18 protein-coding genes are annotated in these 22,626 nt (G+C 55.5%); 3 read left to right on the top strand and 15 right to left on the bottom strand.

Going from position 1 to position 22,626, the window contains the following annotated elements; all coding sequences use genetic code 11:
• Window positions 1-8 precede the first annotated feature (8 nt).
• Entirely contained in the window at window positions 9-545 is a 537-nt protein-coding gene (locus tag GRX76_RS08460; RefSeq protein ID WP_160152911.1) for a zf-TFIIB domain-containing protein, read from the bottom strand.
• A gap of 227 nt (window positions 546-772) precedes the next feature.
• Here GRX76_RS08460 and GRX76_RS08465 point away from each other — a divergent pair, with 227 nt between their 5' ends.
• Complete coding sequence (locus GRX76_RS08465) at window positions 773-1,702, top strand: SGNH/GDSL hydrolase family protein (RefSeq protein ID WP_160152912.1); 930 nt, start codon at window positions 773-775, stop codon at window positions 1,700-1,702.
• A 72-nt stretch (window positions 1,703-1,774) separates the two neighbouring features.
• Here the strand turns inward: GRX76_RS08465 and GRX76_RS08470 are convergent, their stop codons facing one another.
• On the bottom strand, window positions 1,775-3,391 hold the full coding sequence (locus GRX76_RS08470) for a thioredoxin domain-containing protein (protein ID WP_160152913.1): 1,617 nt from the start codon (window positions 3,389-3,391) through the stop codon (window positions 1,775-1,777).
• 640 nt (window positions 3,392-4,031) lie between these two features.
• Here GRX76_RS08470 and GRX76_RS08475 point away from each other — a divergent pair.
• Window positions 4,032-6,305, top strand: coding sequence for a hypothetical protein (locus tag GRX76_RS08475; protein WP_160152914.1), 2,274 nt, complete (start codon window positions 4,032-4,034; stop codon window positions 6,303-6,305).
• Window positions 6,306-6,420: 115 nt separating this feature from the next.
• Here GRX76_RS08475 and GRX76_RS08480 read toward each other — a convergent pair whose 3' ends face one another.
• The 13 genes from GRX76_RS08480 to GRX76_RS08545 all read right to left on the bottom strand — a co-directional run bounded on the left by GRX76_RS08480 (window position 6,421) and on the right by GRX76_RS08545 (window position 22,057).
• The gene (locus GRX76_RS08480; protein WP_160152915.1) at window positions 6,421-6,894 is read right to left on the bottom strand and encodes a YcxB family protein; all 474 of its coding nucleotides are present in this window, start codon (window positions 6,892-6,894) and stop codon (window positions 6,421-6,423) included.
• A 164-nt stretch (window positions 6,895-7,058) separates the two neighbouring features.
• Window positions 7,059-7,499: a GFA family protein gene (locus GRX76_RS08485; RefSeq protein ID WP_160152916.1), complete on the bottom strand. Its 441-nt coding sequence runs from the start codon at window positions 7,497-7,499 to the stop codon at window positions 7,059-7,061.
• A gap of 72 nt (window positions 7,500-7,571) precedes the next feature.
• Window positions 7,572-8,252 (bottom strand): zinc metallopeptidase, encoded by a 681-nt coding sequence (locus GRX76_RS08490; RefSeq protein WP_160152917.1) that lies wholly within the window; start codon window positions 8,250-8,252, stop codon window positions 7,572-7,574.
• A gap of 161 nt (window positions 8,253-8,413) precedes the next feature.
• Window positions 8,414-8,977 (bottom strand): NlpC/P60 family protein, encoded by a 564-nt coding sequence (locus GRX76_RS08500; protein ID WP_160152918.1) that lies wholly within the window; start codon window positions 8,975-8,977, stop codon window positions 8,414-8,416.
• A 176-nt stretch (window positions 8,978-9,153) separates the two neighbouring features.
• Complete coding sequence (locus GRX76_RS08505) at window positions 9,154-9,729, bottom strand: hypothetical protein (RefSeq protein ID WP_160152919.1); 576 nt, start codon at window positions 9,727-9,729, stop codon at window positions 9,154-9,156.
• Window positions 9,730-9,733: 4 nt separating this feature from the next.
• Entirely contained in the window at window positions 9,734-10,447 is a 714-nt protein-coding gene (locus GRX76_RS08510) for an AHH domain-containing protein (RefSeq protein WP_160152920.1), read from the bottom strand.
• Between the two features lie 174 nt (window positions 10,448-10,621).
• Window positions 10,622-11,326 carry an isoprenylcysteine carboxylmethyltransferase family protein gene (locus tag GRX76_RS08515; RefSeq protein WP_201276944.1) on the bottom strand — a complete coding sequence of 235 codons (705 nt, stop codon included), beginning with the start codon at window positions 11,324-11,326 and terminating at the stop codon, window positions 10,622-10,624.
• Window positions 11,327-11,535: 209 nt separating this feature from the next.
• A complete protein-coding gene (locus tag GRX76_RS08520; protein WP_160152922.1) occupies window positions 11,536-12,123 on the bottom strand; it encodes a class I SAM-dependent methyltransferase in 588 nt (195 codons plus the stop codon).
• Between the two features lie 296 nt (window positions 12,124-12,419).
• Window positions 12,420-14,390: a VCBS repeat-containing protein gene (locus GRX76_RS08525; RefSeq protein ID WP_160152923.1), complete on the bottom strand. Its 1,971-nt coding sequence runs from the start codon at window positions 14,388-14,390 to the stop codon at window positions 12,420-12,422.
• 151 nt (window positions 14,391-14,541) lie between these two features.
• Complete coding sequence (locus GRX76_RS08530) at window positions 14,542-15,816, bottom strand: ribonucleotide-diphosphate reductase subunit beta (RefSeq protein ID WP_160152924.1); 1,275 nt, start codon at window positions 15,814-15,816, stop codon at window positions 14,542-14,544.
• Between the two features lie 203 nt (window positions 15,817-16,019).
• Complete coding sequence (locus tag GRX76_RS08535; RefSeq protein ID WP_160152925.1) at window positions 16,020-18,956, bottom strand: ribonucleoside-diphosphate reductase subunit alpha; 2,937 nt, start codon at window positions 18,954-18,956, stop codon at window positions 16,020-16,022.
• Window positions 18,957-19,938: 982 nt separating this feature from the next.
• On the bottom strand, window positions 19,939-20,853 hold the full coding sequence (argF, locus tag GRX76_RS08540; RefSeq protein WP_160152926.1) for an ornithine carbamoyltransferase: 915 nt from the start codon (window positions 20,851-20,853) through the stop codon (window positions 19,939-19,941).
• 16 nt (window positions 20,854-20,869) lie between these two features.
• Window positions 20,870-22,057 (bottom strand): aspartate aminotransferase family protein, encoded by a 1,188-nt coding sequence (locus tag GRX76_RS08545; protein WP_201276945.1) that lies wholly within the window; start codon window positions 22,055-22,057, stop codon window positions 20,870-20,872.
• A 236-nt stretch (window positions 22,058-22,293) separates the two neighbouring features.
• Here GRX76_RS08545 and grxD point away from each other — a divergent pair, with 236 nt between their 5' ends.
• Entirely contained in the window at window positions 22,294-22,626 is a 333-nt protein-coding gene (grxD, locus tag GRX76_RS08550; protein WP_160152927.1) for a Grx4 family monothiol glutaredoxin, read from the top strand.

Genomic DNA, 22,626 nt, shown 5'->3' on the forward strand with positions numbered 1-22,626 from the left:
TTGGTTTATCAATCTGTGCCCAGAAAATGCAATATGGTTGCCTTGTTTTTATTGTCTTTGAGCCAGGTTTTTATCTCCAGCGCTCTTTCCGTATCGGATTCGCCCACCACTTTCTTCAAGCGATTGATCCGGTTCAATTCTGTTTTTTCAGATCGAACCTTACGCTGCCACTGTTCAGTGAAGACGCTGGGTACCTGGTTTCCCAGTTCCAGCGACTTGAGTAGTTGCCATTCACCGCCATCCAGCCAGGCTTCGTCGCAGTTTCCGCACAGGTCCAGCCTCGTATCCAGCGACCCGGACACCGAGTACTTAGCCATCAACCGGCTACATTTGGGGCAGCTGATGGCCGTTTTGGTATCGGTATCCGATGAGATTTCCGCTTGCGCCGGCTCCTCCCCGGAATCGAGGTTGACCCTTTCTGACCAGTCTCGATAGTGCAACAGCGACAACAGGGCACCTTCGCACTTCGGGCACCCCATTACCGGAAGTCCCTCTTCAAATCTGGTTGGTTTCAGGTATTCATGTCTACATTTTGGGCAGTGCATAGGTACTCCTGATTGTTATATGGCTGAAATTAACAGAGCAGCGCTTAGTTGGAAAAGGCTGGCGCTGCTTCTCCGGAATGCGTTGGGCGACAGGACTGAGATTCAGTTCCCAGAGTGGCTAAGACGGCATGTAACCCATCTGCGTGACTTGGCGTGACCAACTAACCTGTCTCCGTTCACCGCATTAAAAAAATAAAGTCATAAATAGGATGATCGGAGATAACACAATGCATAAAGCCAGTCTTTTTGTTTCCCTCGCCATTACCTCTGCGCTGTGGTCCATCAATACCCTGGGCGCGCCTGCCAAAGGCACGGCAGCCGGTGACAGTATCACCATGGGGTTCGCGGCCGATTGTACCGGCAATACCTTCTTTACTGGCGGGTTTTTCTGCCTGTTGGGCGGGGACCAGCCGGAACACAGTTGGTTCGACGGCTGGGACAGTAGCGTCAACAGCGTCCACGACAAGTACAAAGCCATAGACCCGAATGTTGCAGCCAACAAGAATGCCGCCCGTTCCGGTTCCGAGATGCGCGGCGGCAGCGATAATTTCAGTGTGCAGGCGGACCGGATTCTTTCCCAGACACTGGTTGCGGATCACGTGGAGGTGGTTCTCGGCGGCAATGATATCTGCAATCGCGACTGCGTCGACCCGGCCAATTGCTCAGACCCGCTATTGACCGAAAGCGAATGGCGCGGTGCGGTGAAAGCCGGGCTCGACAAACTGGTGGGTGGCTTGCCCAGCGGCTCCACGGTGGTACTGGGGTCGGTGCCCCGGGTACAGGATCTGCGCGCGGCGGGCGTGGCCAAACAGAGCGGCAACTGGCGGGTAAACTGCGAAAGTGTCTGGTCCACCTTTGGTATCTGCCGGATAGCCACCAACGGGGGCACCATGAACGGTGAATCCTTTGCCACACGCTACGCCGGCATCAATACCGCACAGCGTATTTACAACGAAGTCTTGCAGCAGGAGGCCGCGGCCTACAATGGCGCCAATGGTGTGGAGGTGGTTGCGGAATATTCCGGGGCGAGCCAGACCAATGTGGGCACCTTTACCTTTGGCAAAGACGATATTGATGGTGGGGACTGCTTCCATCCCAGCGTTCGCGGCCAGAACACGGTGGCGAACCTGATGTGGAACGGTAATACGGACAAATAAATCACGAGCGGTGAACAGGGCTCCTTGCGGAGCCCTTATCTCGCATTCGCGTAACTACAGTTCAACCGTCGTTCACTCGTCGTCACCAGTATCGCTCTTGCTGCTTTTTTCACTGCTCTCTTCGCTGCTCTGCTTGCCGCTGCCCTGCTGCTCGAAATAGCTTTCCTCTTCCACCACGTATTGCACCCGCTCGGGCAGCCCGTTGCGCATATAGGTCACATCCACCACCTCGCCGCTGGTTAGTGCATCCCACAGCTGGTTCTGGCCACTGTGCACCCAGCTATCGTTTACCCGCACCACTACATCGCCTTCCTCAAAGCCCAGGGCGGTGAAGAACTCGCTGTCTGCGATGCCCTCGAGGCGCAGTAAATTGTGCCCGTCGACCACATGCTCGGCGGCGACGAATTTCTTTTCCAGTTCGGCGCGATTCTGTAATTGCTTTTCCAGCCATGCCTGACCCAGGGTCAGAACGCCGGAAGGCGGGATCAGTTTGCGGGATTCACCATCCGGCTGCTCGATGCGTCGCATGGTGGCCTCATCCCGCTGGGTGGTGGTGGTCATTGGCACCCGCACGTAATCGCCGTCCTCCCCGCGCAGGGTCAAGCGCTCCAGATGATCATTGACCTGCAGGGTGACATGGCGCTCGTGTACCCGCTTGAGGGTGACACCGTCCATTATTTTATCCCCAGGGGAGAATTGCTCTGCCGCGGCCTTGCGGACGCGAAGGAGCGCGGTGGACTGTTCCGGCTGCGAGGAGACACTGGTACCGCTCAGTTGCAGGGGCAGATCGGTCTCGAAGATCTGGTCGCCGGACTGCCGCCAGCGGGCGGCATCCACATGGGCACTCGCCGGATCGTGTCCCAGGCGCTGCAACTCCTGGTCAATCCACAGCGCGTAGTGTTCGAGGGTGCGGGGGCCTTTCACATAGAGCCCGTTCACAAACACCACTGGCACGCTCTGCAGGCCGAGAGATAGGCCCAGGGCGGTATCCGCGGCAACCTGATCGCTACGGCCGGATTCTTCCAGGCATTGGTTGAACAAGTCCTGTGCCAGCCCCTGCTGTATGGCGAGTTGGCTGAATGCCTTTTCATCCATTGATTTTGCCTGGGTGTAGAGACCATCCGCGTAGGCCCAGGGTGTGCCCTGCTCACTGGCGCAGTGCACCGCCGCTGCGGCCTGTACCCCCTGCCGGTGGTAGTGCATGGGAAAATCGAACGGTACCACCGCAATCCAGCCGGCATAGCGGTCGAGTAATTCACGCAACACCAGATTGGTGGTCGCACAGTGCACGGACTGGTAGGAGCAGAACACCGCGAGGGTCACCGGAGCCTCGGGGTTGCCGCGCAGGGGGCGATCGCCGGTGTCGATGTTCAGTCTGGGTGGTTGGGGGTGGGGCAGTAGCCAGTCTATGGCGGGCGCGTCGTCGTCCGAGATCGTCGACGGCTGCTGTGCTTCCACCATGGATTTGAGGGTATTGAAGCGCAGCTGGTATTCGGCCAGTGCCAGGTCGTGGCGTTCGAGGCGGATTTTTTCATCCACCTGTTGCAGGGTGATAGTGCTGCTACCGATGCGCGCGACTATTTGTTGTCGATCCTCCTGTTGCCGGCTTTCCTGTTGTCGACCTTGCGGATCTCTACCGGTTTCCGTGTCGGAGGCTTGCTGCGTATCGTCGCTACATGCGCTGAGCATTGCTGCCACGAACATTGGCAACAGCCGGAGGGCTGGGCGGTGAGGTCGGTTATACAGTTCGTCCATGGTGTTAGATCCACTCGTTATTATTCTGTGAGTAGTTCTAGCACATGGCCAACTCAGACTCTACCAACCCCATAGCGCGCCGCGCATTGTGGCGGCAAAGATAACATTGCTGCGTTACTGGTACCTTTACTCGCACCTTTGCTGGCTTCTTTGATACCGCACCGGGCAGCACGTTAAATAGATCTGTTCACCGCAACCGATTGCCCATTTCATCTTGCTTACCAGGGTCCCTTTTTTTGCGTCGGGTCAAAAAACTATCTCGACGGCCTTGTCTAACCACTATGGTGATTGGTACTGAAATACCAGTTCGTCATTTTATCGTGAACTCTGTTTCAAAAATTTATCGACAAAATTCAATATTTTTTTGAAACAAAAAATATTTTTCTGATCACTAATTTATAGCGCCGCATTTACTGCCAATATTTTCTCTGATCGATAGAGGATGTAATCCACGTGGTCTATAAAAAGGGCTCGTATTTCCATTTTTCGACTTTTCAAATTTCCACCTTTTCACCTGCGGCATCAAAACCAAAACTGACTTCTGCTGTAAGGCCGAGTCACCGGAGGGACGACAATGAATAAATACCTGGAAAATGTCACACCACGCATTCGTAATACATCCGTAATTTTTCTTTTCTTTTTTATCGCAATCGCTTTTTTCTCGCCCAACACAAGGGCGCTGGACATCAACCTGATATTCGATCCCAATGGCTCTGGCGCGGTTGATCCTTGTGATGATGACCTGGCCGGATGCGGGCATACGGAAGAGCTTACTCAAATCATGGAGTCGGTAGCGGATCATTTTGAGAGCATAATTCAAGACGATCACGAGATGACAATCAGTTTCTGGTGGCTGGATCCCGCCCTCGGTGCCCCGGATGCGTTGATTATTGAAAGAGATGAAGACGGCAAGCCGATCGAAGCGAGAATCCGGATTTCGGCGAACCTTAATTACTATTACGACACTTTTCCAGACTTCGACTCCGAATTCGTAATGCGCCCCAAGCTCGCCAGGACGGTACCGGATTTCGAGGCGGCGGAAGCCTTTTCCGGCACTGCGCCGGAAATTTATGAAGTTGCCTATAACGGTAAGGAGATAGATCCGATAGGTGGTCTGGATCTGGTGACCGTGGTATTGCACGAAATGGCACATGCCCTCGGCATCAGTGCGGACGTCAGTACCGCCTGCAACGAGGCAGACAATCCGCCTTCTTATTTCGTCGATCCGGAGTTTGATGGCAGCGCCTCATTGGGCGTCAAAGCCTATGAGTTTGTTAACGAGGGAGCAGCAGATTTCGACTGTGCACATCTGGCACTCGGCGGCCTGAACATGTGCAAGCCGGAAGACCAGCAGGATCAATCGGTCGGTGAATTATTCGACGAACCCAGCACCATTGAGGGCCTGACGGTGGGACAGTGCGCTTCCCACCAGGCGTTGAACTGGTTTGCGTTCTACCCGAAATCGCGCGCCCGGCCTTCCATCAATGGCATTCTCGTGATGCAACAGGGGGGAAACTGGGAGCAGGTCAATCTACCGCGGCTCTACAGTCTCACCGGGGGCGATTGGTCAAATGCATCCAATTGGCTGGGCAGCGAAGTGCCCAACGAAACGGACGAGGTGTTTATCGTCAATCAACTGCCCCTGTTCTTCGTCACCGAGATTGAAGTCACGGACAGCCGCAATGCCAAGAGCCTGTATATCTCCGATGAAAACAAACTGACCATTCAAGGCAGTTCGCAACTGGCAGTCGCCGGTCCCGTTACCGCTGCTGGCCCCAATTCCACCACTGGCCCCCTGAGGCCCATTATCCCGCCGATGAATGGCGAACCGCCCATCGGCACCGAGGGCCCATTCACCACGGTCGAGGTGGAAGCTACGGGGGTGCTGAACGCATTCGACCTGAAGATAGAGCCCGGGGCCAGGTTCCTGGTAAATACCAGCAGCGAAACCAACCTCGGCAATCTGGAAAATTTCGGCCTGATACGCGGGGCCGGGATCATCAACGTCTATGTCCTCGATAGTGCCAGAAGGATTTCTGCGGATGCAGGTACGCTGGTCTTTGCCATCCCCGAAGGCGATCCCGATGACACCGTCGTTGTCGGGCCGCCGCGGCTGGACCTTGATGGCCCCAGTATTGTCGGCGATGCCGATGCTGCTCTGTCAGCCATAGACGGCGACCTGATTTTCGATGGTGCTATTGCCGACAGCGTACAGGCGGCAATTACCGTTGGCGCGGGGCACTTTATCGACTTTGTCGAAGGCTGGGATCAGGGATTTTCCGGAAATGGATTTCCCAAGCATGCACTGGTACTGGATGGCGGCCCCAGCGGCGCCGAGATACGCGGCGAAACCACCCTCAGCGGGCGCGTAGAGGTTAACGGCCTGGGGTCGTTCACCGATGATGCGACCTTCGAGTTTCTTTCAGAAACTGACCTGGATATCGGCGGGCTGGTGCCGGGGCTCGAGCACGACCAGCTCAATATGCAGAATGTGCAGTTTAACGGCACGCTCAACGTCGAGTTTAGCGATGGCTTCGCGCCCAGCTTTCAGGACAGCTTTGCGCTGATCACCTATGCGAGCCATCTGGGTGAATTCAGCAGTATCGAGGGCATCGATCTGGATATACCGCTGGAAGGAGGGCTCAAGTTGTTCCTGGAATACGGCAATACCGAGCTGACGTTGTTTGTCGGTCTCGACGGTGGAACGCCCGGCGCACCCAACTGCTCTGGCCAGAGCATTTCCACCCAGGCGGGTATACACGGCGGCATAGCGGCGGCAGCCGCTTTCCATGGCTTCGACAGCGTCAAGGCATTTAAAGACGCGATCAAGGACTTTTGCGAAATCTAGGTGACCCAGCCGATGTTCGTCGGCCTGGCAGATAGCCAATGCGCAGATCGACCTTTCGCGGTGATCTGCGCAGGTTTTCTGCCAGGGACCGCCGGTGCGTTAATGGAGTGAGGATCTATTGCCCTCTTGCAACAATCTCGCGCACCAGCTCGTCAGTAAACAGGGATTTCGACAAGTACTGCTGCCCCCCGGTTTTGCTGACCAGAATCAGCCCCAACTCGGTTTCAATAACCCGCTCGATATCGGACCACGAGAGCGTTGCTTTTGTATAGTCGCTCTCGGTTGTTATCCCACCTTCATCAACCGTCAAGGTCACTTCGGAATTGGCACTTTTGCTCATCATCTGCCGTGCCAGCCACCACGCCCGCCGGAATCGAATATGCAGTAGCTCCAGAATACCCAGGGCCACCAGCAGGTAGCCCGGGACTTTGGGTTGCTCGGTAAACATCAGTGTTGCGGAACCTGCAGCAAGTAATAACACCGGGAACAGGTAATTGGGCTTGGCACCTTTACCATGGGGCTGGGATTGATCAAAACACTCGGCAAGGTAATCCCGAGATAGGGTGAATTGTGTCTTGAAAGGTTGCATAGATTCCAATTGTTCGAGTCGATCGTTAAATGATTGGGGAGAAGGCTCAGGATAAATGGAAGGGGAAAGGTAGTCGCGGAACTCTCGTTGCTACTACTACTTCCTCCACCATCATTTCATCCGGTACGCATTCGGTGCAAGGCGAGCCCGGCCCGGCCCGGGTGTTACTCCCCGTGACTGGTTTCCCTTACTTTCTCGTGAGACCCCGGGAATTCGTCGTACTGGGGCAGATCATCGGGTATCTCGTACCAGGGGGATTTCGAGCCGACAAAGAAATGCCCTTCCACCTTGTTGCTCGGCGCTTGATCCAGGCCCCCCAGTGGGATGCCGATCTTGTCCGGGCTTTCGTCATAGGTGCTGATCAGGCTGGAGCCGCAAATCGAGCAGAAGGTTTTCACCGTATTCTCGGATGAGTGGTAGCCGGATAAATGCTCGTCTCCCTTGAGCCATTTGAACTGACTGGATTTGATGGTTGCCCTGGTCCTGAACGCGGCACCGTGCCAGCGGCGGCATTTTGAGCAGTGGCAATTGAATATGGGGCCAATTTCACCGGTGATCTCATATTCGATCGCCTCGCACAGGCAGCGGCCCGTTAATTTCTGCATGGATTCTTCCTTGATGATCAATGGGGAGACAGATTTCGTACTCTCTCACCGGAACGTGTCTTCTGATACTGCTTATCGAATAAATCGTATCCAGCGCCACAGCCTCAGCACATCCAGCAGGGCGCCAGCCAAGTAGGTAAGGGCACAGGCCTTCAGTACACTGTGTGCCTTGTTCAACAGGTGCTCCGGCAGGTAGCCCTCCCGGAGTATCGGCAGGGCCTTGTTGAAGCTTGCATCGTACTCTTCCGGCAGTATCGCCACGTACATGAGTGCGGAAGCGAGCATGGTGATTACTGCCACAACGCCGATCCACAGGAAGATCACCGGCGATTTGATCAGCAGGGTGAGAATGGGGGCAGCGAGCAGGATAAAGCCACCGATTTTCTGGATCTGGCCGGCCCGGCCCAGGTACTTGTCCCGCAACCTTGATATCGGCTCCTCGCGGCAGAACTGGATCGCGTGGCCCACTTCATGGGCGGCTACCGCCACCGCGGTCACCGACTTGCCATGGTAGACCTCCGGGCTCAGCGCCACGATTTTCTCCGCCGGCGAATAGTAGTTTTCATCCTTGCCCGCCTTCACCACCTTTACCCCTTCGAGCTCATAGCGCTCGATCAGGTGCTCGGCCAGCTCGGCGCCCGATCCCGGCATATCACTGATTTCTTTAGAGTGCCGCCACAGCACAAAGCGGACCCACAGCTGGGGGCCGATGATCAGCGCGGCGATAAGCAGGGTAGCAAGTGCGTAAATCATATTCTCGGCACAGGCAGTGGTTGTTCGGAATGTTATGGATTATTGCGCGGATCCAACAGATTCCGCAAAGCGGCGTCGAAGCTGGCACCGTTGGGGCGTCCGGTGAAGGAGATGATCGGCGGGGTCAGTGGATGGCTGGATGAAGGCTTTGGACTGGCGAATCAGGACTTGCCGCCGGATTCGAGTTCCAGCCTGCGCGCCCGCCAGTAGCGGCTTTTCCAGTAGTAATCCGCCATGTGCGAGATGGTGACGCCCTTGGACACCGAGGCGTGCAGAAACTTGCCGTCCTCGATGTAGATCCCCACGTGCCGGCCGCGGCGACCGGTCCTGAAAAACACCAGGTCTCCCGGGCGCAGCTGGCCCTGCTTGATCGCCTTACCGGCCACCGACTGGTACTGGGTGGTGCGGGGCAGCTCAACCCCCATCTCGTCGCGGTAGATCAGGTAGACCAGTGCCGAACAGTCGATACCGCTCCTGCTCATGCCCCCCAGCCGATAGGGAATACCCTTCCACACCTGATGCTGCTGGTACAGGCTTGCCTTGAGTAATTCAGAGGGGGAGGGGGCTGGCTTGGGTTTGGGTGGTTTCGCTGCCTGCGGGCGTTCTTTGGTAGGGTTTTCTGCGGGTTTGGCCGTGTCTTCCGGCGAATGCTGATACGGGGCCATGCTGCAACCGGCCGTTGTGAGCATCGCGAAGCAATAGGGCAGCAGCAGTCTTCTATTCATGGGGGTACATCGGTGCCATCACAGCAAACCGCGTCCGCGAGGCGACGGCCGGGTTTGGTTTTGAGGATGGCACCATGGTACCGGTGCTAGCTGAATATGGGCTGAACCGTATAGCCTGGTGGAAATTTGAGCTGTGCCGTTCTACTCAGGCTACTTGTGGTTGCTATCTCGTAAATTCAGTACTGGGGCACCAAGTTTTCATCGAACACCACACCGGTCAGTTTGAAGTCTTCTACCGCTCTCATAAAACGCTCATTACAGAATACTGTCAGACAGGATTCGTAACTGGACTTGAAAACGGGGAATGCCTGAACTGAGTCCTTGAAAGTGAGGTTGAGCAATTGAATCGGGATTCCCTCTTGTGTTTCATACTCACTTGCACCCAAATCCTCTTCGCCCATTTGAGTACAGTTGAAAATAAAGAACGTCTCACTTCCCACCGTTACCGGTAGCAATTCCCCGTAGCTCTTCAATGTGTCTCCCAAGTAGCGATACGCTTTAGGTGAGAGTACCAAGCTGGCCCCGATCCAGGTGCTGATATCAGGAATACCCAGGTCTCTAACACCTTCATTAGATACAAACCGGGTGTCGGGAGTCTGCCACCATTCAGCCAACTGACTGTTAGTGCGACTGAAGTCCAGCACGGCATCCGGGTCAATATCTTCAGGCGCAAAGCGCGCTATATCAAGCAAGGTCAGATCCAGGCCCTGGTATCCAAATCCATCATTACGTATTGCATAGGTTTTGGTCATGGGGTCACACGTTCTTGATGGCTTGAACGGCCGTTTTAGGTTCATTGTCCTGCAAGATTCGTCCAATAACCTGAAGCTGTGTCTTGATCATATCAATGTTGTTCAGGCGCTGAACCCGTTGTCCCATCCACTGCTCGTATTCGTGAGTATGGTACTTCAGGTGCCCCCTGGAATTTGGCATTGACCAGTGAGGGGTATCTTTGTCCTTACAGACGAGAAAGACCCCATTAGCTGGGTCGTTGATCCTAATACCGTGTCGATGTAGATGCATACGGGTATTGGTAGTTACTACCTTCAGCTTACCTTTCCCGGGCACAATATGGTGGGCTGTGTGTTGTGGGCTGGGCTTCGGGATGCCCTCAGCGCGCATGTACTTTTCTAGTACCTCTGTTGGGTGATGTTTCTCATTGCTCATCGTGCTGATCGCACTTGCCCTTTCCGCCAAGTTGCCCCTTGTTGCTTGTATACCCTGATTTCGATATGCCTCAAGCTGAGCCTGGATATCGGTCAGTGTATTGATTCGAGCCCGTTCTTGCTCGAGACATTTAAGGGCTTTCTCACACTCCACTTTTCGCTGTTGTTCAGTCAAAGAGCAATCATTTTTTTTGGCGTAATACTGCTTTGCCAGAGTTTCGTAATTCTGAATAGCGGCTTCGAGTGATGTCATTTCGTGGCGGAATTTCGTAATTCGAATGCCGTTGTGGTACTCCAGCTCCATTAATAATCCTTTATTTCAGCGACTCAATATATGGGGATTGTATCTTAGGGGGTTCCGCCCGGACAGGCTGATCATCTAGTGAAAGAGGGCGTCAATAGTTTAATCTGGCCCCAATATTGTGTAATGCAATGTCAAAACGTTGACCTGATCCCATTTACTATTTTCTCAGATCTCTCAGTATATCCAGGGGATTAACCGATAAGGCACGCGCCGTGCATAGTCCCGGTAGCCGGGCAATTCTTCCTGTAGCGTCTGGTCTTCAAGTACGGTTCTAATCACTGTGATGATTGTTGCCACCGCCGCAGGAATCAGTGCCCACACCGAGCCCAGCGCAAGAACAATACCGAGCAGCGGAAAAATATTTCCAGCATAACCCGGGTGCCTCACAAACCGGTACGGGCCACTGTCACACACCACGTGCCCTCGATCCGCCCGAATGCACACCACGCTGAAGAAAAAGCGATTCTCTGCCAGAGCCCATGTCGCGAACGCATATCCGAGGGAGATCAAGGTGAAGCCAATCACAATGAGCCATAGCGGGAATTCGGGGGACCAGTGATAGCGGTGGTCCAGCCCCGCCACTATAACCATAGGGAACACGAGACTCACCGCCATCAGCGGAGCGAGTACTTTGTCCCAGACTTTCGCGTTGTGGAAATTTTCACTATTTTGCCGTTCGGCTATCAATCCGGGGTGTCGCTGTTCCGCCCACATGCGCCCGCCTATACCAGCGGCAAAGATCAGTAGGGAATAGAGCCACGCCTGCCACCAACCGAGATCCCCACCGCATACCAGTAAAACCAGCGGGATAAGGAGGTATACCACAACCAATCTGATCCACTGGCGAGGGGATACTGTTTGCGCTGGCTCTGCATTCACTGCCTTCTCTGACATGTCATTCCCCAAAACTAAATGTGGGTAAGTCTTTCACCTAACGCCCATAGTAGGAGCAGCCGAGGCACAGGGTAGGCTTTCTCGCGGAGGTCGCGCTATTTTGCGGTCTGAGCGCCATAAATGGGGAGCAATCTTTGCGGGATGTTTGTTCTGGTTAGTTCACCGGAAAATTCTTGCTCAGAGCCCACATAGTCTTATTGATAGGTGCCTATGCCCATTACAACGTCCATCCGGTTTTCACCTGTTCCCATGGAGAAGGGTAGGGTTACCTGGATGTCGGAAAGGCCTGCGTCCCTGAAAGCGGCTGCGATGTCCTCACGGGTAAATCCGGTATCTTCGTTACCGTCCTCCCTCAGCCAATCCCACTGAACCAGGCGGCCATTGCTATTCAGTAGCTCAGCCAGCAGTCGTACTGTGTCTTTGTAGTTTGGGACAAAAGCGAGTGCGGACGAAGCGACGATCAGGTCGAACCTCTCCTGCAGTTGCCTGTTCTTGTCGATCAGCTCCCGAGTCAGGCTGGATTGTATGGTAGTTACATTGCCCAGTTGCTTGGCCTCCAGTACGGCAAGCATTTTCCCCGATGGATCGAGGGCGATGATGCTGCTTGCCAGTGGAGCGAGGCGTTCAGTCAGCAGGCCCGTGCCGCAGCCGAAATCCAGGATTCGGGCACCTTTGCAGTTCAGGGTGTCGGTAAGGGACCGGAAGGCGCGCTCCGAATAGCTGATGACGTCGCTATTACTGTCCCATCCTTCGGCATAGCTATCCCAGCTGTTGTCGGTCATTGCGGGTTACTTCTCCTGTGATCAGTGCGAGCTCAGGGTCATCGGTAGTCGGTAAAGTGAAGCTATTGGCTCATTTTTGTGTTGGGTGTTTGAACGCCAAAAGTTTGATCTGACCCCATTTATTGGATATATGTGGCTGGCGGACAATCAATGTCCGCCGTGTAGCTCCTAAAGATTTTGGGGATAACTAATGTTTAGATATTTAATTCGCAAATATCTTCCATTACTAGGTTCTTACTTTTCTTCTAATACTTAATATTTTCACGAGATTAATTTTTTACTTCGCCCCGGAGATATTAGAAAGCTCGGTGAGCAAGAACATCGCATTTACCGTCACCGTTAAAGTCAGCCAGAGACGTTTGCGAAATACTAATAAATTCATCAGAGGGTCGTTGAGGTGCATTCCGAAAAACTCTCAGGTCTTGCCAGCTAGTCTGAGCGCCAAAGCTCACTTTCCAATAGCTCTCGGACGCATTGGGAGTCGAGTCGCGAACAACGTCAGTTGAGCCGTCTCCATCAAAATCACAGAAGTATAGGTTTTTAAGTGTTACAGTTGAATTGGCCAACTCTTCCCAAGGGGTGTTGCCTCCCCAAGATACATACCACTTCTGACCGCTAGTTCGGAAGATGTCCGTTTTATTATCTCCATCAAAATCAGCAAAGTGGAGATCCGATGTGGGAAAGGAAGATGAAGATAGGGGGAACCAATTACTTACCCCACTCCAGGATACAAACCACTGGTTACCATTCGAATACCAAACATCAGTTTCATCATCGCCGTTAAAGTCGCCAAATCTTAAGTCATTTATTTGAATGGATGAACTGTTCAGCAATGACCAGTTGCTCTGGCCACTCCAAGAGACATACCATGCACTCCCATTTGTCATGAATACGTCAGTTTTTTCATCACCATTAAAGTCTCCGAAACCCAGTTTTTGAGCGGAGATTGGCATTTCATTCCATTGCTGCCAGTCTTGTTTACCTTGAAAGCTGACGAGCCACTTAGAGCCATTGACCCGGAAAATGTCATGGGCTCCATCACCGTCGAAATCGCCGCTTGAAAACGCTTTAGGATCATAACTTGATAAAGTGCGAAGCTTCCAGAACTCCTTTCCGCTGTGAGAGATAAACCAGCCAGGAGATACACTAACGTCCAGCTCATTATTCCAGTAAGTCAGGTTTCCCAATGCATACCTTTGGAATATTGCGGAATCTCCATCCGGGTTGCTAGGCCCTGAAAACTCCACCTTTTGCCGAAACCTGTTGTCGTGCACTTCTCCGCCTTGACTCGGAATTCCTCTGATGACTACTGCGTTATCACCTTTATCCCAAAAGGTATTGTGGTGGACGCTGATAAATTCACCGGAAAGAAATGGTGCCTCTCGGCAATCTGTATGAGTTGGCCTGTCCTGGCATCCGTGAACATCAAAATTGTGATCCATACTGCCTTCAACTACTACATTGTAACGTGCTTCGTAGCTACTACCAGGCAACCCTGTGCTGGCAATGTCATGGCGATTATGGTTGAACAGATTTGCTTCAATCAGGGAACTTCCAGAACTCGCAGAAACTCCATACCCAAGTCCATGGCTTCCACAGCCAGAATCATTTTCGTGGCGACGGTTGTGATGAATATGATTGTGATGAATATGAGCGTCCAGTGTGCCAGTGACATTAATTGCTCTGTGGGGCCATGCCCACATTTCGTTGTTATCAATTTGAATGTGAGAGAAGAGAGCCGTTTCACCTCCGTTTTCTGCTGAAATTCCGGTCGCTTCGTCCATTTCACATTGTTCATCAAAATCTGATATGACAGTGGGCCCTTGTAGCCTAAGGCCTGTTATCCGTGTATGGCTTCCTGTAATTTCAAATAAAGGTTTCTTGGCGCGCTCTGTCGTCATCAGAAGCGCCCCCAATGACCCTTCTCGTCCCCTCCCGGAAGCTAATGTGACACCGGGGGGTACTGTAATATTCCATTTTCCTGTTAGATCGATTTTGACGTCGTCTGCGATATAAATGATATCGCCCCAATTTGCGGAAGGTAATATCTTAAGTAATTGTTCTTTGACGTCATCTTCTTTCTCCTTCTCGCTCAAATTTACATTGTATTTGATGAAGTAGGTCGCGTCATTTGGATGAATCAAATTACTATAATTCTCTCCGCCACCAATAGGGTTGTTGGTGTGGTTGATTGATAATTCAGCTCGTGTGTTTGATGTGAAAACTATTAGCCCTATAAATATTAGGGAATTCCTTAATACTATCATTTCAATTCCTTTTTATATCTTGAATCCATGAATCTAAATTCCAATGTTTTTTATAAAAAAAGCGGGCATTATGCCCGCTTCAATACCTCTCTTCCTGTGAGCGACTCTTAGTTGTAGTAATTCCTTTTCTACAGTCGATGTGTCTGGTGGTTTACCACTGCAGCGCACCGCCGGTCTGGTATTCGATAACCCGCGTTTCAAAGAAGTTCTTCTCCTTGCGCAGGTCCATGATTTCGGACATCCAGGGGAAGGGGTTCTGGGCGCCCGGGAACTGTTCTTTCAGGCCGAGCTGCGAGAGCCGACGGTTGGCGATGAAGTGGAGGTATTCCTCCATCATGGCCGCGTTCATGCCGAGTACGCCGCGGGGCATGGTGTCGCGGGCGTAGGCTACTTCCAGTTCCATACCTTCCAGGATCATCTGGGTCACTTCCTGCTGGAACTTTTCGGTCCACAGGTGCGGGTTTTCCAGTTTGATCTGGTTGATGACATCGATGCCGAAGTTCAGGTGCATGGACTCGTCGCGCAGGATGTACTGGAACTGCTCGGCAACGCCGGTCATCTTGTTGCGGCGGCCCATGGACAGAATCTGGGTGAAGCCACAGTAGAAGAAGATGCCTTCGGTAACGGCGTAGAAGGCGATCAGGTTGCGCAGCAGTTCCTGGTCGGTTTCCACGGTGCCGGTTTTGAAGTTGGGGTCGCTGATGGAGCCGGTGTGCGCGAGGCTCCAGGCGGCTTTCTTGGCAACGCTCGGTACTTCGCGGTACATGTTGAAGACTTCGCCTTCGTCCATGCCCAGGGACTCTACACAGTACTGGTAGGCGTGGGTGTGGATGGCTTCTTCAAAGGACTGACGCAGGATGTACTGGCGGCATTCCGGGTTGGTGATGTGGCGGTAGATGGCCAGCACCAGGTTGTTGGCTACCAGGGAGTCGGCGGTGGAGAAGTAACCCAGGGAGTATTCCACGATGCGACGCTCGTCCTCGGTCAGACCGTTGGGGTCTTTCCACATGGACACGTCTTTGTTCATGTTTACTTCCTGCGGCATCCAGTGGTTGGCACAGCCGTCCAGGTATTTTTGCCAAGCCCAGTCGTACTTGAACGGTACCAGCTGGTTCAGGTCGGCGCGGCAGTTGATGATGCGCTTTTCGTCTACCTGGATACGGGCTGCGCCCATTTCCAGTTCTTCGAGGCCCGGGGCCGGGTCCAGGTCGCTTACCGCGGCACGCGCGGCTTCCACGGCGGAAGATGCGGCACTCGATGGGCTCTGGGCCGCGGTCGATGCCGGGGCACTGCTCGCGCTCTCTACTTCGTAGTTAGCGCTGGGTTCGGTGACTGCCTGCTGCTCGGATTGCAGTGCACCCGGCACCGGTTGCGGTTCGGCTTTTTTGGGTTCGGATTTGGAATCGATATCGTCCCAGCTCAGCATGACTTCCCCTTATTTTTCCAGTGACCCCTGTGACGGCACAGGCGGTCGAAAGTGTGTCGTGTGCGGCCTGCGCCCGACCCGGGTTTCACTCTTTTGTTGAGTTTTGGCCCGGTGCCGGGGCGGCGCTTATGGTCTTGGTTGCGTGGGGGCCGCTGTTGTCAGTGGCTTCACGCGTTGCTCTCCCCCGAGAGGCTTTAAATGGCTTACTGGCAGGCTTCGCAGTCTGGATCGTCCAGGGAGCAAGCCGCGGGTACGGCTGCCGGTGCGGGCTCTGCCTGCGGTGCCGGTGCTGCGCTGGCAGCGGGGGCGCCGCCGGCGCTCACGGCGTTCAGAGTGCCACTGGTCACGGTGGATTTTTCCGTGGTGGTGGCGGCCAGTGCGCGCAGGTAGTAGGTGGTCTTCAAGCCGCGGTACCAGGCCATGCGGTAGGTCAGGTCCAGCTTCTTGCCGTTGGCGCCGGCGATGTAGAGGTTCAGGGACTGGGCCTGATCGATCCACTTCTGGCGGCGGCTGGCGGCGTCCACGATCCAGCGCGGCTCCACTTCAAACGCGGTGGCGTACTTGGCTTTCAGATCTTCCGGAATGCGGTCGATCTTTTGCACCGAGCCCTCGTAGTACTTGAGGTCGTTGACCATCACCTTGTCCCACAGGCCGCGGGCTTTCAGGTCGTGTACCAGGTAGGGGTTCACTACGGTGAATTCGCCAGACAGGTTCGATTTCACGTACAGGTTCTGGTACGTGGGCTCGATGGACTGGGACACACCGGTAATGTTGGCGATGGTCGCGGTCGGGGCGATGGCCATCACGTTGGAGTTACGCATGCCCTGGCTGGCAACCTTGTTGCGTACGACATCCCACTCCATGGTGGAGCTGGTGTCCTGGTCGATGAACTGCTCGCCGCGGTTCTTGGCCAGGATTTCAATGGAGTCGATCGGCAGGATGCCCTGGCTCCACAGAGAGCCCTCGTAGCTGGAGTAGCTGCCGCGCTCGGCCGCCAGGTCGCTGGAGGCTTCGATGGCGTAGTAACTTATCGCTTCCATGGTGGTGTCGGCGAAGGCTACGGCTTCATCGCTGGAGTAGGAGATGCCCGCCTTGTACAGCGCGTCCTGGAAGCCCATCAGGCCCAGGCCCACCGGACGGTGACGCATGTTGGACTGACGCGCGGACTCCACGGCGTAGTAGTTAATGTCGATCACGTTATCGAGCATGCGCACCGCGGTTTTCACGGTGTTTTCCAGCTTGCCGGTATCCAGCTTGCCGTCTTCGCCGATGTGCTGGGACAGGTTTACTGAGCCCAGGTTACATACCGCGATCTCGTCGTTCGCCTTGGTGTTCAGGGTGATCTCGGTGCACAGGTTGGAGCTGTGTACCACACCGGCGTGCTGCTGCGGGCTGCGCAGGTTGCACGCGTCCTTGAAGGTGATCCAGGGGTGGCCGGTTTCAAACAGCATGCCCAGCATCTTGCGCCACAGGTCCAGCGCGCGCACTTTTTTGTGCAGCTTGAGCTTGCCTTCAGCGGCCATTTTTTCGTAGTGGGTGAAACGCTCTTCAAACGCATCGCCGAACAGGTCGTGCAGGTCCGGGCAGTCTGCCGGGGAGAAGAGGGTCCACTCTTTGTCTTCAAACACACGCTTCATGAACAGGTCCGGCACCCAGTTGGCGGTGTTCATGTCGTGGGTACGGCGACGGTCGTCACCGGTGTTCTTGCGCAGCTCGAGGAATTCCTCGATGTCCAGGTGCCAGGTTTCCAGGTAGGCACAGACAGCGCCCTTGCGCTTGCCGCCCTGGTTCACTGCCACCGCGGTGTCGTTGGCCACTTTCAGGAAAGGCACTACACCCTGGGACTTGCCGTTGGTGCCCTTGATGTAGGAACCCAGAGAGCGTACCGGCGTCCAGTCGTTACCCAGGCCACCAGCCCACTTGGACAGCATGGCGTTGTCCTGAATAGCACCGTAGATGCCGTGCAGGTCGTCCGGCACGGTGGTCAGGTAGCAGGAGGACAGCTGCGGACGCAGGGTACCGGCGTTGAACAGGGTCGGGGTGGAGCTCATGTAGTCGAAGGAGCTCAGCAGGTTGTAGAACTCGACCGCGCGCTCGTTCGGGTTTTCTTCATTGATGGCGAGGCCCATGGCGACGCGCATGAAGAACAGCTGCGGCAGTTCGAAACGGATTTCGTCGGAGTGCAGGAAGTAACGGTCGTACAGGGTCTGCAGGCCGAGGTAGGTGAACTGGTGATCGCACTCGGGCTTGATCGCATCGCCCAGCATGTCCAGGTCGAAGCTGGCCAGGGCCGGGTCGAGCAGTTCCAGTTCGATACCGCGCTTGACGTAAGCGGCCAGTGCCGGCTTGTACAGGCCTTCCATTTCTTTCTGGGTGGCGGACTCGGCCACGTCCAGGAAGCGCAGGGCTTCGGAGCGCAGTTTGTCCAGCAGCAGGAAAGCGGTGGCGTAGGTGTAGTTGGGCTCTTGCTCAACCAGGGTACGCGCGGTGATCACCAGTGCGGTGTTGATGTCGTTTTCGGAAACGCCGTCGTACAGGTTTTTCAGCGCTTCAGACAGGATCAGGCTGCCGTCCACATCGGAGAGACCTTCACAGGCTTCGCTGACGATGGTGCGCAGGCGCTCCATGTCCAGTGCCACCAGGGAGCCGTCTTCCATTTTTACGCGGATGCTCGGGTGGGTGTCTGCGGCCTGCTCGGCAACGACTTTCTGTTGTTCTTTCTCTTTGCGCAGACGGGCGTGCTCTTCACGGTAGAGTACGTAGTCGCGGGCAATTTTGTGTTCGCCGGCACGCATCAGTTCCAGTTCGACCTGGTCCTGGATCTCTTCAATATGAATGGTGCCGCCGGAAGGCATACGGCGCTTGAAGGTGGCGCTGATGTGGGACACCAGGTCGGCCACGCGCTCGTGGATGCGGCTGGAGGCTGCGGCGGTGCCGCCCTCAACCGCGAGGAAGGCTTTGGTTACGGCTACGGAGATTTTGCCGTCATCGTAAGGCACAACGGTGCCGTTACGCTTGATGACGCGGACCTGACCGGGGGCGGTGGCAGCCAGTGAAGTGTTGCTGCTGGCCTGGTCTGTTACCGAATCCTTGGTAGTGCCATTTGGCACAGACTGAGAGCGCCCTGTCTCTGTGTGCATGAAATTCTCCGTAGTTTTGTGTGCGTGTCGAGTTCGACGTGCCTTGGTTTTTGCTTTGGTCTTTTTGTTGGGCTTGTGGCCCTGGTTCGTTTGATCGCACCGGCGATTGCCGGGTCGCTTCCCGCGACGCACGCCTGCGACGAGCGCATTCACCAGTCAGATACGCCAATAGGTACCGGGCACAACAGTAATGACGAAGCCTGGGCTTCGTGCGGGTAACTCTTGCGGGGTACTGCGTTGAACTGCCGTGTTTGAACTGCGTTCTAAACCGCGCCTGTCTTGTTGTCTTCAGTGATGGCTCTGATAAAAACCTTCGTAAAAAAAGACATCGCGTCGGTTCCGATGCCAGGTCATCGATCCGGCGCAATGGCGGCGATGGTTACTGGTCAAGCGTTGTTGGTGCGATCGGGGTCAGGCACAACATATTGTGGTCGGGCTTTGGCGCTTCGCGCCGGCTTTCCCGGGAGCGGCAAGGCTTTCAACAGGTCCTTCAACAGGGAATCCTATGGGTGCCTTTCACTCCAAAACCCAATATATGGGGGTCTGACCTCGGATGAGCAACAAGATAATGCGATTGGGGGGGTAATTCAAGGCGGATAACTTAGGGGTTACTTGTGGATAATTTGTGGGTAGACGGTGCGACGTGGATATTTTCCTGTCGGCAGTGCCCGTCACTACTGGGCGGGTATAAAAAATGATCAGCTGTTTCCGCGGGCCGGGGATTTTAAGAATATTTTTTAATAGTAACCAGGTCTCAAATTAAACCCGGCAATAACGGGAAAGGGCTGATTACTCGCTGATCAAACGAGCACTGTCAGGTCAGTGCGATGTGGGTTTTGCTGTTCGAAAAATATGCAGGCTGATCGCTGCTGGCTGCGCCCGGATTTGGTGCGGGCCTGTGGACAAGTCGCCCGGTTTGCTCCGGGTTGGGGATAAAAAAACGGGTGCAACCTGGCGTTGCACCCGTTTTTCTTGCTGAGGATCAGTTGCTGCTGTCGTGCAGGAACTCCATCAGGGCTTTCTGGGCGTGCAGGCGGTTCTCCGCTTCGTCCCACACCACGGAAATCTTATCGTCTTCCAGCAGTTCGCCACTCACTTCCTCGCCCCGGTGGGCGGGCAGGCAGTGCATGAAGATGGCATCGCTGTTGGCGTGGCTCATCAGCTCGTGATCCACCAGGAAGCCGTCGAAGGCTTTTATGCGGATCTGCTGCTCGGTTTCCTGGCCCATGGAGGCCCACACATCGGTGGCTACCCAGTCGGCACCGCGCACGGCATCTGCCGGATTGCGTACCACGGTGACCCGGTCACCGGCGGCGGCCAGAATGCTCGCGTCGGGATCGTAGCCCTCGGGGCAGGCGATGCGCAGCTCGAAGTCGCACTGGCGGGCGGCGTTGATATAGGAGTGGCACATATTGTTGCCGTCACCTACCCAGGCCACCACTTTGCCTTCCGGACTGCCGCGGTGCTCCACATAGGTCTGCAGGTCCGCCAGCAGCTGGCAGGGGTGGTAGCTGTCGGACAGGGCGTTGATCACCGGCACCTTGCTGTATTCGGCAAAGCGCTCCAGCACGTTGTGGCCGAAGGTACGGATCATCACCATATCGACCATGCGTGAAATCACGCGCGCGCTGTCTTCGATGGGCTCGCCGCGACCCAGCTGGGTATCGCGGGGAGACAGGAAGAGTGCGCTGCCCCCCATCTGCGCCATACCGGCCTCGAATGAGACGCGGGTACGGGTAGAGGACTTCTCGAAAATCATCCCCAGCACTTTATTGCGGAAAGGCTCGGTGGCCACGCCCTGGTTGCGCAGGGCCTTGAGTTCGATGGCGCGTTCGATCACGCCGTGCAGTTCTTCCTTGCTCAGGTCGAGGAGGGTAAGAAAATGTCTGACTGCCATAGTTGTATCCTCCGAATCAGGCGGCCTGTTGGGCGAAGTCGCGCACCAGGGCGGCGACGGTAGTGGCGATCTGGTTGCGCTCGGCATCGCTGAGGGTCAGCGGCGGCAACAGGCGCACCACATTGCCAGCTGTGACGTTGATCAGCAATCCCTGGGTGCGGGCCAGGTCCACCAGCTCCGCACAGGGGCGATCCAGTTCGATGCCGATCAGCAAACCGAGGCCGCGCACTTCAGTTACATGGGGGCAGCCCGCCAGCTCGCTCTTGAGTTGATCCACCAGCTGGGTGCCGAGCTTTTCGGCCCGTTCGATCAGCCATTCACTTTCCAGCGTGTTCAGTACTGCTAGCCCCGCACGGCACGCCAGCGGGTTGCCGCCAAAGGTGGAACCATGACTACCGGCGGTAAACAGTTCAGCCGCCTTGCCGCGGGCCAGGCAGGCGCCGATGGGTACGCCGTTGCCGAGGCCTTTCGCGGTGGTGACCACGTCCGGCAGCAGGCCGTCGCAGTGCTGGTAGGCAAACAGCTTGCCGCTGCGGCCATTGGCAGTCTGGATCTCGTCCAGCATCAACAGCCAGTCCTGCTGGTCGCAGAGCGCGCGCAGGCGTGGCAGGTAGTCGGCGTCCGGCACACGGATACCGCCTTCGCCCTGCACTGGCTCAACCAGGATGGCGACGATCTCGTCGTGCTCGGCGATCAGCTGCTCGATCGCGGCGACATCATTAAAGGGTACCCGCAGGAAACCTTCGGGCAGTGGGGCAAACCCTTGCTGCACCTTGGCATTGCCGGTGGCAGTAAGGGTGGCCAGGGTGCGACCGTGGAATGCGCCCTCGGTCACGATAATTTTGGGGCAGGCGTAACCGCGCTCGTTGCCGAGCTTGCGCGCCAGCTTGATCGCCGCCTCATTGGCTTCCGCACCGGAGTTGGAAAAGAACACGTTGTCCATGCCGGACAGTCCCACCAGCTTGTCCGCCAGCTGCTCCTGGGCCGGAATGTTGTACAGGTTGGACACGTGCAGCAGGGTATTGGCCTGATCCTGCAGCGCTTCGGTGACCGCCGGGTGGCAGTGGCCAAGACCGCACACGGCAATGCCGGAGATGGCATCGAGATATCGTCGTCCAGCGTCGTCCCACACGTAGTTGCCTTCACCCCGGACCAGGGTAAGGGTTCTATTGCCGTAGTTCTGCATGAGTGCGGGAGTGGCCACTATGATATCTCCTGTATAGGTAGGCCAAAGAAAGGGGAAGCCGCAGAAAGTGCGCCTGAAATGGCGCACAACCGCAATTTCCCCGGGAAGCCGGCAATACTAGCACAGGAATAGGGCAGAACCAGCGGGGCGTGCGTGTGCAGCGGAATCGGGTACAATGCGCGCTTTCCCTTGACTGATCGGCGCAGGGCGAGTCCCTGGAACCGGAAATTTCTCAACCCGAGGTTAGCTTGCAAATGGATACTCTGGCGAATATTAAGCAGCAGATCGCAGATAACGACATTCTGCTCTATATGAAAGGCAGCCCCAATGCGCCCCAGTGTGGTTTTTCCATGCGTGCATCCCAAGCGATCATGGCCTGCGGCCAGCGTTTTGCCTATGTAGACATTCTGGCCAACCCGGACATCCGCGCCGAGCTGCCCAAGTACGCCAACTGGCCGACGTTCCCGCAGCTGTGGGTAAAACAGGAGCTGGTCGGCGGCTGTGACATCATCATGGAGATGCATGAAAACGGCGAGCTGAAGACACTGCTGGAAGAAACTGCCAAGGGCGCAGAGCAGGGCGAGTAA

The sequence above is a fragment of the Microbulbifer sp. ALW1 genome (genome assembly GCF_009903625.1).
GTDB lineage: Bacteria > Pseudomonadota > Gammaproteobacteria > Pseudomonadales > Cellvibrionaceae > Microbulbifer.

What these genes read in the sequence shown, in the direction of transcription:
- GRX76_RS08530 (WP_160152924.1), bottom strand. Translation starts at nt 15,816, where the DNA reads ATGCTGAGCTGGGACGATATCGATTCCAAATCCGAACCCAAAAAAGCC.
- GRX76_RS08460 (WP_160152911.1), bottom strand. Translation starts at nt 545, where the DNA reads ATGCACTGCCCAAAATGTAGACATGAATACCTGAAACCAACCAGATTT.
- GRX76_RS08525 (WP_160152923.1), bottom strand. Translation starts at nt 14,390, where the DNA reads ATGATAGTATTAAGGAATTCCCTAATATTTATAGGGCTAATAGTTTTC.
- GRX76_RS08510 (WP_160152920.1), bottom strand. Translation starts at nt 10,447, where the DNA reads ATGGAGCTGGAGTACCACAACGGCATTCGAATTACGAAATTCCGCCAC.
- GRX76_RS08490 (WP_160152917.1), bottom strand. Translation starts at nt 8,252, where the DNA reads ATGATTTACGCACTTGCTACCCTGCTTATCGCCGCGCTGATCATCGGC.
- GRX76_RS08500 (WP_160152918.1), bottom strand. Translation starts at nt 8,977, where the DNA reads ATGAATAGAAGACTGCTGCTGCCCTATTGCTTCGCGATGCTCACAACG.
- grxD (WP_160152927.1), top strand. Translation starts at nt 22,294, where the DNA reads ATGGATACTCTGGCGAATATTAAGCAGCAGATCGCAGATAACGACATT.
- GRX76_RS08535 (WP_160152925.1), bottom strand. Translation starts at nt 18,956, where the DNA reads ATGCACACAGAGACAGGGCGCTCTCAGTCTGTGCCAAATGGCACTACC.
- GRX76_RS08470 (WP_160152913.1), bottom strand. Translation starts at nt 3,391, where the DNA reads ATGCTCAGCGCATGTAGCGACGATACGCAGCAAGCCTCCGACACGGAA.
- GRX76_RS08505 (WP_160152919.1), bottom strand. Translation starts at nt 9,729, where the DNA reads ATGACCAAAACCTATGCAATACGTAATGATGGATTTGGATACCAGGGC.
- GRX76_RS08520 (WP_160152922.1), bottom strand. Translation starts at nt 12,123, where the DNA reads ATGACCGACAACAGCTGGGATAGCTATGCCGAAGGATGGGACAGTAAT.
- argF (WP_160152926.1), bottom strand. Translation starts at nt 20,853, where the DNA reads ATGGCAGTCAGACATTTTCTTACCCTCCTCGACCTGAGCAAGGAAGAA.
- GRX76_RS08475 (WP_160152914.1), top strand. Translation starts at nt 4,032, where the DNA reads ATGAATAAATACCTGGAAAATGTCACACCACGCATTCGTAATACATCC.
- GRX76_RS08485 (WP_160152916.1), bottom strand. Translation starts at nt 7,499, where the DNA reads ATGCAGAAATTAACGGGCCGCTGCCTGTGCGAGGCGATCGAATATGAG.
- GRX76_RS08480 (WP_160152915.1), bottom strand. Translation starts at nt 6,894, where the DNA reads ATGCAACCTTTCAAGACACAATTCACCCTATCTCGGGATTACCTTGCC.
- GRX76_RS08465 (WP_160152912.1), top strand. Translation starts at nt 773, where the DNA reads ATGCATAAAGCCAGTCTTTTTGTTTCCCTCGCCATTACCTCTGCGCTG.